The following is a 15,627-nucleotide window of genomic DNA, read 5'->3' on the forward strand; positions in this document are numbered from 1 at the left end:
ATCCATGTCAAAACAAATATCAGTTATAGCTTTAACGTTCGGTTTCATTTTTCTTATAATTATTTTTGGTTGTGATAATAAAGCAAGTGAAACGACTCAAAATAGCAAATCAAATTTCAATAATAACATCGAAAGGAAAGTAGATTCTGTTTTAGGATTAATGCATCTTAATGAAAAGATTGGACAACTGGTTCAATACAGTGGTAAATGGAATGCCACAGGCCCTTCATCTTCAAAAAACGATCAGCATAAATTAAACAAACTTAAAAAAGGCGAAGTCGGTTCTATGTTAAATGTTGTCTCAGTAGCTTCCGTTCGTGAGACCCAAAGAATAGTTATGGAGCATTCCCGTTTAAAAATTCCATTAATTTTCGGGTATGATGTCATTCATGGATATAAAACGATGTTCCCTATTCCATTGGGAGAAACTGCGAGCTGGGATTTAGATATCATTAAAGCATCTGCAGCAATAGCAGCTAAAGAATCAGCCGCTTCGGGTGTTAATTGGACTTTTGCTCCCATGATAGATGTATCAAGAGATGCACGTTGGGGAAGAGTTATGGAAGGCGCTGGCGAAGACCCGTATCTAAACACGGTTGTAGGCGTGGCTCGTATAAAAGGATTTCAAGGTGATGATTTATCACAAACCAATACCATTGCAGCATGCGCAAAACATTTTGCGGGGTATGGTTTTGCCGAAGCAGGACGTGATTATAATACGGTAAATATTGGCGAGTACGAATTGCATAATACTATTTTGCCCCCTTTTAAGGCTGCTGCAAAAGCTGGTGTAGCTACTTTTATGAATGCCTTTAATGATATTGATGGTATTCCTGCAACAGGACATAAAGTGCTGCAACGTGACATTTTAAAAAGAGAATGGGATTGGAATGGATTTGTCGTTTCAGATTGGGGTTCCATTGGTGAAATGATTGCTCATGGTTACGCTGAAGATAAAAGACATGCTACTGAAATTGCTATGAATGCAGGGAGCGATATGGATATGGAATCCTATGCTTATGAAGCACATTTAGAGTCTTTACTCAAAGAAAATAAAGTGACAATACATCAAATTGACGATGCAGTGAAGCGTGTACTGCGTTTAAAATTTCAACTAGGGCTTTTTGATGACCCTTTTAAATATTGCAATGAACAACGTGAAATGGATCATGTTTACACAGAAGAACATTTAGCAATATCTCGTGAGGTGGCAAAAAAATCAATAGTATTACTTAAAAACGAAAACAAATTATTGCCAATTTCAAAAGACGTTAAAAGTATCGCTGTTATAGGGTCGTTAGCCCATGATAAAGATTCTCCACTTGGTAACTGGAGGGCGAAAGCAACATATAACTCAGCAGTATCATTATTAGAAGGCGTTAAAAACGCCATTGGAGAAAACACGAAAATACATTATGCAAAAGGTGTAGATCTAACCATACCGACATTAGAAGCCGGTGCTAACCAATTTTTATATCCTTTAAAATTTAATACTACAGATGATTCCGGAATAGCAGAAGCTGTAGAAGTTGCAAAAAAATCAGAAGTCGTATTATTGGCGATAGGAGAGAATGCATACCAAACAGGAGAGGGACGAAGCCAAACGAATATTGGTTTTTTAGGACTTCAAAACGACTTGTTAGAAGCCATTTATAAAGTGAATAAAAATATTGTTGTTGTTTTGATGAATGGACGACCTATGGCGCTTAGTAGAGTTTCTGAAATCACACCAGCTATATTAGAATGCTGGCATTTAGGGTCCGAATCTGGAAATGCCATTGCAGATGTGCTTTTTGGTGATTATAATCCGTCAGGAAAACTCCCAGTATCGTTTCCTCATCATGTAGGTCAGGAACCATTATACTACAATCAGAAAAATACAGGACGTCCGTATAGTAATAAACACGTTACTTTTTCGAGCTATAGAGATGCACCTAAATCAGCATTATACCCTTTTGGTTTTGGGTTGAGTTATACGGTATTTAAATATGATAATTTGAATTTTGATAAAACCGAAATAGACAGAAATGGTCGTATTAAAGTATCTGTTGAGGTTTCAAATAAAGGAGATAGAGATGGAGAAGAAGTTGTTCAATTGTACATTCGAGATTTAGTTGGTAGTTTGGTTAGACCTATTAAAGAACTTAAAGGATTTGAGAAAATAATGTTGAAATCAGGGGAAACAAAAACCGTATCGTTTACGATAGATGCTAAAATACTTCAGTTTTATACCGCAAGTAAAAAATGGGAAGTAGAGCCTGGTGATTTTGAAATTTTTGTAGGAGGTAATTCTAAAACAACTTTAAAATCTAGAATAACAGTTATTGAGTAAAATATTTATACTTAATTTGGTATTATATCCAATCTGATGAACGTTTCTTTTTTTTACAAGCATTAACTGCTAAGTAGAAATACGATTATATCTGCAAGAACATGCCACATTTCATACAAGAATTATCTCAAAAGGAGTTAGCTTCTTTTTTGGGTATAACCAGAGAAACATTGAGTAGAATTAGAAAGTACTCATAATGAATTAAATACTTTACCAGCAGAAAACTTTCTTCAATTTATTGCTGTTAATAGAGGTTTAGTAACTCAACTCTCTTAAGATTTTACTGCAATTGATGTGATTTTGTCGTTATTGACATATGTCACGGATATCCATAATACTTCGATATAGCTTTGTATCGAAAATAAATCATTATGGAAACACAAAAACAGTTTTACCCTATTTTTAATAATAGTGCATTTTACCCAAAAACCTTAAGTAGCGTTTTAAGCATCTTTTATGTTTCAAATCAAAAATACTTCACTGTTGCACAACTCAAAGAAGAGACTCAATTGAGCGAAACTGAAATAGAAGATGCTTTAAGTTTACTACACAGCTTGGGAGATGTAGGAGAGAAGAAGAATGCATTCTCTGAACGCCACTTCTTTGTAGATACCGATGGTAGTATAAAAAACATTAAAAATAGTATTAAACAAAGCAAGTGTTTACTCAATGTTTTAGAGAAAATTCTTGAAAAACGAAATAACACTAATGAGGCATTAAACACTTTTATCAAAAAAGCCATCATGTTTTACAGTGAAACCTTAGATTTTATTTCCATAAAAACAGAAGAATATTTTAAGCACTAACATAATGAGAACTACAAAAGAACACCTTTTAGTACTAGTTTGTTTTTGGTTTCTACAGCTATCAGCCCAACAAAACACTTATCGTATAGGTATGTTATTAGATAGCAAAAACGAGCAAACAGTACCATTAATAGAACAGTTAAAAACAGAAATTAAGGCAACAGTAGGCGAAGATGCTACTATAGTTTTTTCTGAAAATATAACATTGGTTAATAACTATAGTATTGATATTGCCAAAAAACAATACGCACAACTTCTTGCCAATGATACTGATATACTACTTGTTTTAGGAGTTATAGCTAGTGAGGTTGTACGTGAACAAAAAAACTATACGAAACCTACTATTTTACTAGGAGCGGTAAATACCGATATGTATCGTATAGATTTTGATAAAAAGACTTCAGGTATTGAAAATTTCACCTATCTGGTGGAACAAGATTCTTATAAAGATGATTTAGAAACATTGCAAAAAATTACCGATTTTAAAAAGGTAGGTGTCCTTATAGAACAAGCATTTATAGATGTACTTCCTATAGAAGAAACTTTTAAAAATATTTCAAAATCATTGGATATTGATTGTAAAGTTATTCTTCTAGACAAGAGAACAAATTATGCCAAAATGCTTACTGATGTAGATGCATTATACATTGCTGGAGGTTTCTTTTTACCTAAAACTGAAATTAAAAGTATTGCCCAGATATGCATCGATAAAAAACTCCCTTCATTTACAATTAATAATAGAACACAAGTTGAAGCAGGTATTATGGCAACTCGTAGCACTAGCAATAATTTTAATCAAATCATTCGCAGATTAGCATTAACTGTAGAGCGCTATGTAAATGGTGGTCAGCTATCAAAAATGCAAGTTCATGTTGCTTCAAAAAAACAATTGGTAATTAACTACAATACTACAGATGCCATAGGTGTTGGTATAAAATACAGCATGGTAAACGAAGCAGAGTTTGTTGGTGCATTTACTAATGCTAACCCAGTTACGACATATTCACTTAAACAGGCCATCGATAAGGCCATAGGTAAGAATTTAGATTTACAAGCTGCTAAAAAGAATATTGAATTACAAGCACAAGAAGTTACAACTGCCAAAAATAATTATCTGCCTTTAGTAACAGCAAATGGTGAGGCAAATTATACAGATCCAGATATTGCAGCTTTAGGGTTTGGTCAAACACCAGAGTTTCAGACCTCTGGAAATATAAGTTTAGACCAGACTATTTTTTCAGAAGCTGCCAATGCTAATAAAACGATTCAAAAACAATTACAGGAAGCAGAACAAGAGCAGTACAAAGCAGAAAACCTAAATACTATATTTAATGTAGCTGCTGCCTATTTTGAAATTTTAATACGAAAAACAAATGCCGAAATTTTAAGAAGTAATCTTCAAACTACAAAAAAGAATTACATCATTGCCCAACAAAACTTTGAAGCAGGTATTTCTGGTAAATCAGATATGCTTCGTTTTAAAAGTGAAATTGCACAAAACACACAACTTTTAGTAGAAGCATTTAATCAACTGGAACAAGGATATATAGGTTTAAACCAATTATTAAATAATCCTGTAAACACAAAAATTGATGTTGAAAATGTGCCTTTAGAATTGGGTTTATTAGAAACCGTACAATACACAGAGTTAAATGCATTAATAGATAATCCAGTAACTCGCGGACCGTTTATTGCATTTTTAACAGAAGAAGCTAAAAAGAATGCGCCAGAATTGAAGGTATTGGGGCATAATCTAGAAGCTACCAAGCGCAGTGTTAAACTTAATAGTAGCGGACGCTTTTTACCTACTATAGGCTTACAAGCTCAATACAATACAGTGTTTAGTAGAGATGGTAAAGGCAGTACAACACTAGATGGTTTTATACTACCAGATAATACATATAATGTTGGTGTGCGTATGACTATTCCTCTATTTAACAGGAACCAAACACGTACTAACCAGCAAACTGCCATTATTCAAAGAGAGCAATTAAACCTAACTATAGAAAATAGTGAGCTAGCTATTAGTAGCAATGTAAATAATGGTATTCTAAACGTTATTAACCAAATGACTAACATCGATCTGTCAAAGGTTTCTGAAAACACAGCCAAAGAAGCTTTAGAGCTTATTCAGGTATCTTATGCCGAAGGTGCTGTAAATATTGTCCAGCTTATTGATGCGCAACGTAATTATCTAAATGCTCAAATAAACAGAACAACAGCTATCTATAGCTACTTATTAAGCATTTTACAGGTTGAAAGATCTATAGGATATTTCTTTTTAATGAATTCAACTGAATCTAATGCAGCATTTATATCTAGGTTTTTAGATTATCAAAAGAAATAAGAATTAATAAATAATATAAATCAAGATACCATGAAAAAGTTATTTCAAATCATAAGTCTAATAGTACTCGTCCTTTGCCAGTTATCGTGCTCTGATAAAGAGAAAACGACACAGCGCAAGCCTAAGTTGGTAAAATATAAGCAAATAGGGTTCAATAATCAAAATGCTAATTCTAGCTACAGTGGTATTACTCAACAGGAGTTGGTGATTAGTTTAAGCTTTAGAAATAGTGGTACAATAACTAAATTTAATATACAGTTAGGTCAAAAAGTAAGAAAAGGAGAATTATTGGCAACGCTAGACAATGTGTCTGCACGATTAGCGTATGAGCAAGCTGTAACCCAGAAAAATGCTGCAAAATCAAATTTCAATACCGCTAAACTAGCATTAGAAAGAGCAAGGAAACTTTATGAGAAAAGCGGTGCTTCATTAAGCGATTTTGAGCAGGCTAAAAATGCATTTCAAACGGCAAAAGAAAATTATGAAGCTTCTAAACGTACCGTTGCTATACAACAAGACCAAATTAATTATGGTTACATCTATGCGCCACAAGACGGAGTAATAGCAGCTGTTAATGCAGAAATTAATGAAAACATTGCGGCAGGTCAATCTGTAGCAACTTTAAATGCAGGTAAAGGTATGGAGATTAAGGTAGGTGTCCCCGAAAATGTTATCAATACTATTAAAGAAGGTGATGTGACAGATGTTTTTCTGGTCTCATTAAAGGATCAAAAATTTACAGGAAAAGTAATTGAAGTAGCACCTGCACTCTCTCAAGAATCTGCCACCTATACAGTACGTGTAGTACTTGAAAATGTAACAGATACTGTAAAAAGTGGAATGGCTGCCGATGTATATTTCCGCAATAGCGAAAAAGGAAAAATAGCAAGTATGCTTATAGTACCACCACAAGCTGTGGGCGAAGACTATAATGGTAATTATGTCTTTTTGATACAAGAGAAAGATAGTGTTTTGATAGTTAAAAAACATCCAATAACAGTAGGTAATCTTATGCAAAACGGATTTGAAGTGCAATCTGGTGTTCGTAAGGGAGATCGCATTGCTGTAGCTGGTCTTCATACATTATTAGATGGCCAAGTCATTCGATTAAAATAATAATACCATCCTTAAAATGAATTTAGCAAAATTTTCCATTGAAAAGAATAGAATTACCCTAATGGTTTTGGGTACCATACTATTGATGGGTATTATCATTTATTCTAGTTTATCTAGAGATAGTATGCCTCCTTATACAGTACGTGTAGCAAATATTGTTACAGAATTCCCAGGGGCGAGTCCAGATAGGGTTGAACTTTTAGTAACAGATAAGGTAGAAAAAATTTCTCAGGAATTACCAGAACTCAAAGAAATGAAAAGTATTTCAAGAACAGGATTATCTGTAGTTACAGTAACCCTAAAAGAAGAAGTAGGACCTGATAATTTACAAAGTGTATGGAACCGTTTAAGACGGAAATTAAATGGTATGGAAAATCTGCCAGAAGGCATTGCTCCTTTTCTTGATGACGACGGTATAGGTGATGTATATGGGATTGTGGTAGGCTTGGTATCTGATGGCTTTTCGTATGCCGAAATGAAAAGGTATGCAGACCCTATTAAAAATGAGTTCATCAAATTACCCGACGCAGCTAAAGTAGTACTGGGTGGTATTCAAAAAGAACGTGTATTTATTTCTTTTAATAACACGCGTTTAAAAAATTATGGACTTTCTGCACTAAAATTACAAGAGTTTATTGCAAGTACCAATATACTAACCTCTGGAGGAGAAATTAATCTAGGAGACGAACGTATTATTTTAGAACCTACAGGAAACTTCAATAATGTAGATGCTATTAAAAATATGTTGATTCCTGTAAGTTCGGGAGAAGTGCAATTAGTAAAGCTTGGAGATATAACATCTGTCACGAAAGGTTATGTAGACCCTTCAGAGCAACGCGTTCGTGTTAATGGAAATGATGCTATTTCATTACATATCAATTTGAAAAAAAATGCAAATATCATTAGTTTAGGAGAAGAAGTGGATAAGGTAATTACACGTTGGCAAGATAAATTACCTGCCGGATTAGAACTGCAAAGAATATCATCTTTAGATACTTATATTGATAATAAGGTCAACAATTTCGTAAGTAATTTGCTGCAATCTATAGGCATTGTATTGGCAGTGATGTTGGTCTTTTTAGGGTTTAGAACAGGCATGGTGATTGCAAGTTTAATTCCCATAGTTACCATAATGACTTTATTGATTATGGGGCTTATGGATATAGGGCTTAATCAAGTCACATTAGCCGCGCTAATTATGGCATTAGGTATGCTGGTAGACAATGCCATTGTAGTAGCCGAAACTATTATGGTAAAAATAGAAGCTGGTCAAAAACCCAAAGCAGCGGCTATTGCAGCCTGTTCTGAGTTGTTTGTTCCGCTATTGATTTCTACTTTAACAACGTCTGCTGCATTTTTAGCTTTTTATTTATCGCCTACTAACATGGGTGACATTGTTGGTCCTATATTTTTAGTTGTTAGCATAGCCTTGTTATCATCATGGGTTATAGCGCTAACTATTGTAACCATGTTTTGCTACTTGTTTTTAAAAGTAACGCCAAAAGCAGGGAAAAAGCTAAGTGCTATTGATAAAGCGATTAATAATTTAAAGCGTACTTATAAAAATATTATTGTTAAATCTTTATACCATAAATGGAAAGTGATAGGCGCTATTTCTATAGCCTTTATATTATCGTTAGTAGGCTTTTCTAAAATACCTTTTTTATTTTTTCCAGATAGTGACCGTAATATGTTCACGGTAGATATAAGTTTTCCGGAAGGTACTAAAATACAAACCACTTCAAATACTGTAGCATCTCTAGAAACATATATGAGAGACTCTTTACAAGTAAATACTGAAAGGGTAGAAGGTATCGTAGATTGGTCTTCTTACATAGGTCAGGGACCAGAGTCTTATGATTTAGGATATACCCAAGAGGAGGCCAACTCAAACTATGCTCATATTTTGGTAAATACCTCTTCTTTTGAAGTAAACAATGCAATGATTTCAAAATTAGATGCCTTTGCTTATGAAACGTTTTCTAATGCAGATGTTAAAGTAAAAGCATTAGCCGCAGGTACTGCTCTAGTACCAGTTGAAATAAAAATTATAGGAGATAATCCTGATGAATTGGCCAAAATAGCAACGGTTGTAAAACGTAGATTATCCGAAATTCCAGGAACAAAAAATGTAAAGGATAACTGGGGGCCGAAAACTAAAAAGTTTGTCGTACAAATAGATCAGAAAAGAGCATTAGCAGCTGGTGTAAGTAGTCAAGATATCGCCTTGTCACTACAAACCAATTTAGATGGTTTTCAAACTGGTGAGTATAGAGAAGACAATAAGTCAATTCCTATATTAATGCGAGGTGAGGTAAATAAAGAACAATCACTAAGTTCATTGCAAACGCTTAATGTATATGCACAAACAACAGGTAAAAGTGTACCATTACAACAAGTGGCTTCCATTGTGCCTTTTTGGCAATATGCTTCTATAAAACGCTATAACTTAAATAGGTCAATAAGTGTTACCAGCGAGCTGCATGCAGGAGGTAATGCTTCATCCATTACTGCAGAAATGAGCAATTGGTTAAGTGCCGAAGTTGCAAATTGGCCTGAAGACTATACCTATGAATTTGGTGGTGATGAAAAAGATACTGCCGAAAATATGGGTTCAGTTATTAAATACTTACCGCTTTCGGGCTTTATCATCGTGTTGTTACTAATTATACAGTTTAACTCTTTTAGAAAGATGGGTATGATTGTCGCTACCATTCCATTAGCTTTAATAGGCGTGGTTATAGGATTATTATGCTTTAGGGAACCTTTCGGGTTTATGCCCTTTTTGGGAACTATATCCTTAGCGGGAATCGTTATTAATAATGCCATTGTACTCATAGACCGTATGCAAATTGAAACCAATGAGTTGGGGAGACCTATAAAAGATGCCATCATAACGGCTTGTTTACAACGCTTTAGGCCTATTGTGTTAGCTACCTGTACTACGGTGTTGGGTTTAGTTCCACTTTATATAAGTGGTGGCGAGATGTGGGAAGGTATGGCCGTAAGCATTATGGTAGGATTACTTTTTGGAACCGTAATAACACTGGTTTTTATACCCGCATTCTATAGTATTCTCTTTAAAGTGAATTACAAAGGTTACGTTTTTGATGAAAAATTATTAGACGATTAAATAAAAAGAATATTAATTTTTAAAAAAGAATATCATGGATACTATAACAACATCTGAGAGAAAAAGTGCCCTTATTACGGGAGCTTGCGGAGACATAGGTTCGCGAGTTTCTAAAGATTTAGCTGAGAAAGGCTACCACCTTATTTTGGCAGATATAAATCAGGAAGCCAATGAGGCTTTAGTTGAAAGTTTACCAAGTGCAGAAGCTGTTACTATAGACCTTACCAATAGAGATGCACTGAGCAAATTTTGCGAAAAAATGCCAGAGTACAATCCGCATATTGTATTTATCAATGCAGGTATGGTACATCCTGGGGAAGTGGTAGACATTAGTGAACGCATGGTTGATTTACAGCTCGAAATCAACTTACGAAGCGCCATTATATTAAATAGAGCTGCTGGTATTCATATGAAAATAAAAGGTGAGGGACATATTGTAAACACGGTTTCTATAGGTGGTGTTTTTGGTTTAAAATCTAGTTCAATTTATAGTGCAGCAAAATTTGGTTTACGCGGATTTTTAATGGCATTCCATTCAGAAATGAAATCTTTTGGAGTACACGTGGCAGGAATCTATTCAGCTGCAGTAGATACCCAAATGTTGCGTTACGAAGCCAATAATGGAGGTAGTGTTTTAAATTTTGTATGCACACCTACAACGGTAGAGCATATTTTAAAAGGGTTTAATAAAGCGATTGAGAAAAAGAAGTTAGAGGTGTATGTACCGTATTCAGACAGTATCTTTCCAAGACTGTTAGGAGGAGTTATGCCTGGATTGATTGACAGATTTTACCCAATGCTTGAACGCATGGGTAAAAAGGGGCGTAAAAAATATTTAGACCGATTAGCAGCAAAAGGACTTTAAAAAATGGCTTTATAAATTTATGTGTATGAAACTAAGCAAGCGCATATTGCGGGAGTATAGGAACCACTTATGGAAGTCTACCTCATTTTGGACACTAGCTATGGCATTGTTTGGAATATTTAGATATTATGCTATAAGTGCGGAGGTAGGCATTCATATTGAGGATTCTTATGCTGGTGTATACGATATGAGGCAAGTTATGTTAGGCTTTACGGTAGTAGGGCTTTGCGTAGGTATCGTTTACGGAACAGTTGAATATTTCTTTGATAAATACGTACTTAGAAAAATAACATTAGGGATTAATATACTATTACAGGTAATTATTGTTTTTGTAGCCTTGATTTTTATTTCGGAATTGGTGATTAACATTTCATATCGAATCAATGGTTACCAATTTCCTCTGGAAATAGGTTGGTGGTATAAAGACCGTTCATTTTGGCCTGTTTTACTATATGTTGCTTTTACATCATTTGTGTTTTCATTGGTGGTTATCGTATCTGAGAAATTTGGGAAAGGCATCTTTTTTAAACTGCTTATCGGTAAATATAAATACCCCAAAGAAGAACAACGCATTTTTATGTTTGTAGACCTAAAGAGTTCCACCTCTATTGCAGAACATTTAGGACACTTAAAGTATAGTCAGCTAATACAAGATTGTTTTTATGACCTTAATGAACTGGTAGACAAATATCAAGCCGAAATTTATCAATATGTAGGTGACGAAGCCGTAATCTCCTGGAACTTTCAAAATGGGTTGAATAATAGAAACTGTATTGAGTTGTTTTTTGCGTTTCAGAAAAAATTAGATGACAAGCACAATTTTTATATGAATAAGTTTGGTGTAACACCCCAATTTAAGGCAGGCGTTCACGGTGGAAAGATTATGGTAGCCGAAGTTGGGGTCATCAAAAAAGAATTGGCGTATCATGGTGATGTGGTTAACACAACGTCTAGAATTCAAGGGGCTTGTAATCTGTATAAAGTACCATTATTAATTTCAGAAATGTTATTGGAAACTATGAGAGAACAACATAGCATAGTCTCTCATTTTTTCGGGGATGTAAAATTAAAAGGCAAACTAAAAGAAATTAAAATACACGGTATAATAGTTCAACAACAACATTAATTCATCAATTAAAAAATCATGAAATTTAAAAAACCTGCAGTATTAAAAGTGATTAAACAGCTAGATGTAATCATTGAAAAAATTAAAGTTGAAGAAAGCAAGCAGGAAGCAACGCTTGAAGGTGTGGCTAAGCAATATCGTAAAAGTGCCCAAAACTTATTGCATTATAATGTTTTGAGAACTTTCGATTTAAGAGAAATTCAAAAGCATCTTAAAAATTGGGGATTAACCCGATTTTCTAATGATGAGGCACATATTATGGCGAGTCTTCAAAGTACACGCTACGTATTAGCTAATCTTATTGGAAAAGATAAAGGTAAATCTTTAAAAAAAACATGGTCTATAAAAAAAGGGAAACGTATGTTGGCAAAACATACCAAAGAACTTTTAGGATACAGGTCTAAAGGAAGGCGTGTTCGTATTATGGTAACACAACCAAATACGGCTGCTAATGATTATGATATGGTGTATCAAATGATAAAACAAGGTATGAACTGTGCCAGAATTAATTGTGCTCATGATACTCCCGAAGTTTGGGAGGGAATTATTAAAAACGTTAAAGAGGCCTCTAAAAAATTAGGAAAAAATGTAAAAATAGCAATGGATCTATCTGGGCCAAAAATAAGAACAGGAAAAATGGCACCAGGGCCAAAAATTAGAAAATTTAAGCCAGAAAGAGATGTTACAGGTAATATTATAAAGCCTTCAGAAATACTATTAGTATCGAGCATAACACCATCATCACCTATAAATAGCTTACCCATTTCCCAAGAAGCATTACGATTGCTTAAAAAAGATGATGAGTTTCAATTTATAGATTCTAGAAAAAAAATAAGAAAGCTTAAAATCATTGATGTTAGTTTTACACATGTTACATCACATTGTTACGACACCTCATACATTGGGACTGGTTGCGTATTAAAATGCCAAAATAGAACTTTTAAAGATGTTATTATAGGTGATTTACCACCTGTGGAACAATCTATAGTATTGAGAAAAGACGATACCTTAATTATTACCAGAGAGGACATTTTGGGGCAACCGGCTATTATAGATGAAGACGGTGCACTTACCAAGCCAGGAATAATATCCTGTCAACTTCCCGAAGTGTTCGATTATATTAAATCAGGCGAGAAAATACTATTTGATGATGGTAAAATAGAAGGAGTTATTATGGAAGCTAACGAAACAAAGTTTATAGTTAAAATAACCTTAGCTAAAGATACGGGTTCTAATTTAAAAGCCTATAAAGGCATGAATTTTCCAGATACCAAGCTTGCTATTTCTGGACTCACTAAAAAGGATAAAATGGATTTACACTTTGTAGCGAAACATGCCGATATTATTAATTTTTCATTTGTAAACAGTCCCGAAGATGTAAAAGAACTTTATCAAGAACTTGAAAAGCTGAACACATTAGATAAAATGGATATTATTTTAAAAATAGAAACGAAATATGCATTCAATAACCTAGTGTCTATATTGCTCGAGGCCATGAAAATGCAACAAGTAGGGGTGATGATAGCTAGAGGTGATTTAGCTGTAGAAACAGGTTGGGATAACATAGACAATATTCAACAAGAAATACTTGCTATTTGTGGTGCTGCGCATATACCAGTGATTTGGGCTACTCAGGTATTAGAAAGTTTAGCGAAGAAAGGGTTGCCGTCAAGATCTGAGATAACAGATGCCACCACCGCATTAAAAGCAGAATGTGTCATGTTAAATAAAGGGCCGTATATAAACGAAGCTATTCATTTATTGCATGTCATTCTTTCAAAAATGGAAGTTTCTCAAGATAAAAAAGAAACTATGCTGTCAAAAATGGATGTATTGACAGCATAGAACGTTTGTTTATTTTCATAGTTAGTTTTGGTTGGTTAAGATATTCTATAGATAGAGTATCTGGTAAAAGCCCGTAATTATAGTTTGTTACGGGCTTTTTGCTATAATTATAAGGAACTCATTTAGATAAATGGATTCTACATCAGTAGTAACTTGGTTTACGGTTATAAAAAAATAGCTGTTCTCATTATTAATTGACATATATCACGCTTATCGTAGCAGTTGCTTTATAAGTTTGTTATCAAATAGAGTAAACATTTTTTCAAAAAATAACTTTTTAAAAATATATAATATGTTACGATACTTTTTAGGTGATAGCCCCAGATGGTTTAAAGCAGTAATGATAGGATTTTTTATATTCAATGTATTTTCGTATTACATTTTTGGGCCTTCTATAACCGCTTGGTTTATTATAGGTGAATTTATTTTCACCCTAGCAATGGCTCTAAAGTGTTATCCGTTACAATCAGGTGGCTTATTAACTATTCAAATTTTATTACTTAGCCTTACTACACCTAAAAATGCGTTGAACGAGGTCATTCAAAATTTAGAGGTTGTGCTATTACTGGTCTTTATGGTTGCAGGTATTTACTTTATGAAACCTCTATTGATGTATCTTTTTAGTAAGGTGTTTATAAAGGTGAAATCTAAAATATTGTTATCGGTACTTTTTGTATTTATTGCAGCTGTATTATCGGCATTTTTAGATGCACTTACCGTTACTGCAGTACTTATTAGTGTTGCGGTAGGTTTCTATGGAGTGTACCATAAAATTCATTCGGGTAAAAGTGATTATGACCATAATGGCGTTTTAGATAAAAAAGAATTAAGCGGCAAGACTTTAGATCAATTTAGAAGCTTTTTACGAAGCTTAATTATGCATGGTGTAGTAGGTACCGCATTAGGTGGTGCTTGTACGCTGGTAGGAGAGCCACAAAATTTACTAATTGGTGAAAAATTAGGATGGGATTTTATAACCTTCTTTCTCAAAATGGCACCCATAACATTGCCTGTTTTAGCTGCCGGATTGTTAACTACATTTATATTAGAAAAGACAAAAATATTTGGTTTCGGTGCTCAATTGCCTGAAGAAGCTAGACGTATTATAGAGAATTATACAAAAGAAGAAGATACAAATAGATCTGTAAAAGCTAAATATGGTTTATTGGTACAAGGCATTGCTGCTTTATTGCTTATTGCAGCTTTAGCGCTTCACCTAGCGCCTGTAGGTTTTATAGGTTTGACACTTATTATTGTACAAACTGCTTTTATGGGGATTACCGAAGAACATCAGTTGGGAAAATCATTTGAAGAAGGCTTGCCTTTTACAGGGCTTATTGTAGTGTTTTTTATTATTGTTGCCATGATACACGATCAGCATCTGTTTAAACCCATTATTAGTTGGGCTTTAACCTTAAATCCGGAAGATCAACCCGCTATGTTTTATGTTGCCAATGGGGTGTTGTCAATGATTAGCGACAATGTATTTGTAGCCACAGTCTACATAGGTGAAGTAAAACAAGCTTTTAATCAAGGGGCTATATCAAGATTACAATTAGAGCAACTTGCTGTTGCTATAAATACAGGAACAAATTTACCTAGTGTAGCTACGCCAAATGGGCAAGCCGCATTTCTATTTTTGCTAACATCATCACTAGCTCCACTTATCGGTTTATCTTATATGAAGATGGTTAAAATGGCATTGCCATATACTATTGTTATGGGCTTGGTTGGATTAGCTGGTATTATTTATTTTTTGTAAAACAAATAGAATTTTTAAGATATAAACAACATTTTCAGTTTTGGTTAGTAGTTAGTTTTTTTAGAAAAATCGTTCTAGTGATGGGGCGATTTTTCGCTTATAATACTATTTGCCATTTGAATTTATTGGAATAAAACACCCTTTATCCTTTCTGTTTTACCAGAAAAATAAAGCCATAGCTATGGCTGTGCCTTGATTTTGTGGCTTGCTTAAAGAAAAAATCATCATCTTACTTTTTAGTCAATTCAAATGTATTCACAGATTACTGGATTATGATGAAAAACGGATATTTAAT

The 15,627-nt window shown here is 34.0% G+C and carries 10 protein-coding genes; all 10 read left to right on the top strand.

Annotated features, from left to right (window positions below):
• Positions 1 to 4: 4 nt before the first annotated feature.
• The 10 genes from bglX (at position 5) to nhaB (ending at position 15,332) form a co-directional block, all read left to right on the top strand.
• On the top strand, positions 5 to 2,332 hold the full coding sequence (bglX, locus tag Q4Q39_RS09315) for a beta-glucosidase BglX (protein WP_303282159.1): 2,328 nt from the start codon (positions 5 to 7) through the stop codon (positions 2,330 to 2,332).
• 101 nt (positions 2,333 to 2,433) lie between these two features.
• The gene (locus Q4Q39_RS20615; RefSeq protein ID WP_367892714.1) at positions 2,434 to 2,529 is read left to right on the top strand and encodes a helix-turn-helix domain-containing protein; all 96 of its coding nucleotides are present in this window, start codon (positions 2,434 to 2,436) and stop codon (positions 2,527 to 2,529) included.
• A gap of 174 nt (positions 2,530 to 2,703) precedes the next feature.
• Positions 2,704 to 3,138, top strand: coding sequence for a hypothetical protein (locus Q4Q39_RS09320; protein ID WP_303282160.1), 435 nt, complete (start codon positions 2,704 to 2,706; stop codon positions 3,136 to 3,138).
• 4 nt (positions 3,139 to 3,142) lie between these two features.
• Complete coding sequence (locus Q4Q39_RS09325) at positions 3,143 to 5,485, top strand: TolC family protein (protein WP_303282161.1); 2,343 nt, start codon at positions 3,143 to 3,145, stop codon at positions 5,483 to 5,485.
• Positions 5,486 to 5,515: 30 nt separating this feature from the next.
• Complete coding sequence (locus Q4Q39_RS09330; RefSeq protein WP_303282162.1) at positions 5,516 to 6,601, top strand: efflux RND transporter periplasmic adaptor subunit; 1,086 nt, start codon at positions 5,516 to 5,518, stop codon at positions 6,599 to 6,601.
• Between the two features lie 16 nt (positions 6,602 to 6,617).
• Complete coding sequence (locus Q4Q39_RS09335; RefSeq protein ID WP_303282163.1) at positions 6,618 to 9,734, top strand: efflux RND transporter permease subunit; 3,117 nt, start codon at positions 6,618 to 6,620, stop codon at positions 9,732 to 9,734.
• Between the two features lie 34 nt (positions 9,735 to 9,768).
• Complete coding sequence (locus Q4Q39_RS09340; RefSeq protein ID WP_303282164.1) at positions 9,769 to 10,599, top strand: SDR family NAD(P)-dependent oxidoreductase; 831 nt, start codon at positions 9,769 to 9,771, stop codon at positions 10,597 to 10,599.
• A 25-nt stretch (positions 10,600 to 10,624) separates the two neighbouring features.
• Positions 10,625 to 11,725: an adenylate/guanylate cyclase domain-containing protein gene (locus Q4Q39_RS09345; RefSeq protein WP_303282165.1), complete on the top strand. Its 1,101-nt coding sequence runs from the start codon at positions 10,625 to 10,627 to the stop codon at positions 11,723 to 11,725.
• 18 nt (positions 11,726 to 11,743) lie between these two features.
• Positions 11,744 to 13,570, top strand: a complete 1,827-nt coding sequence (locus tag Q4Q39_RS09350; protein WP_303282166.1) for a pyruvate kinase — start codon at positions 11,744 to 11,746, stop codon at positions 13,568 to 13,570.
• Positions 13,571 to 13,862: 292 nt separating this feature from the next.
• Positions 13,863 to 15,332 carry a sodium/proton antiporter NhaB gene (gene nhaB / locus Q4Q39_RS09355; RefSeq protein ID WP_303282167.1) on the top strand — a complete coding sequence of 490 codons (1,470 nt, stop codon included), beginning with the start codon at positions 13,863 to 13,865 and terminating at the stop codon, positions 15,330 to 15,332.
• Positions 15,333 to 15,627: the final 295 nt, after the last annotated feature.

The organism is Flavivirga amylovorans, from assembly GCF_030540875.1.
GTDB lineage: Bacteria > Bacteroidota > Bacteroidia > Flavobacteriales > Flavobacteriaceae > Flavivirga > Flavivirga amylovorans.

Coding starts and splice junctions, on each gene's coding strand:
- bglX (WP_303282159.1), top strand. CDS start 5: ATGTCAAAACAAATATCAGTTATAGCTTTAACGTTCGGTTTCATTTTT.
- Q4Q39_RS20615 (WP_367892714.1), top strand. CDS start 2,434: ATGCCACATTTCATACAAGAATTATCTCAAAAGGAGTTAGCTTCTTTT.
- Q4Q39_RS09320 (WP_303282160.1), top strand. CDS start 2,704: ATGGAAACACAAAAACAGTTTTACCCTATTTTTAATAATAGTGCATTT.
- Q4Q39_RS09325 (WP_303282161.1), top strand. CDS start 3,143: ATGAGAACTACAAAAGAACACCTTTTAGTACTAGTTTGTTTTTGGTTT.
- Q4Q39_RS09330 (WP_303282162.1), top strand. CDS start 5,516: ATGAAAAAGTTATTTCAAATCATAAGTCTAATAGTACTCGTCCTTTGC.
- Q4Q39_RS09335 (WP_303282163.1), top strand. CDS start 6,618: ATGAATTTAGCAAAATTTTCCATTGAAAAGAATAGAATTACCCTAATG.
- Q4Q39_RS09340 (WP_303282164.1), top strand. CDS start 9,769: ATGGATACTATAACAACATCTGAGAGAAAAAGTGCCCTTATTACGGGA.
- Q4Q39_RS09345 (WP_303282165.1), top strand. CDS start 10,625: ATGAAACTAAGCAAGCGCATATTGCGGGAGTATAGGAACCACTTATGG.
- Q4Q39_RS09350 (WP_303282166.1), top strand. CDS start 11,744: ATGAAATTTAAAAAACCTGCAGTATTAAAAGTGATTAAACAGCTAGAT.
- nhaB (WP_303282167.1), top strand. CDS start 13,863: ATGTTACGATACTTTTTAGGTGATAGCCCCAGATGGTTTAAAGCAGTA.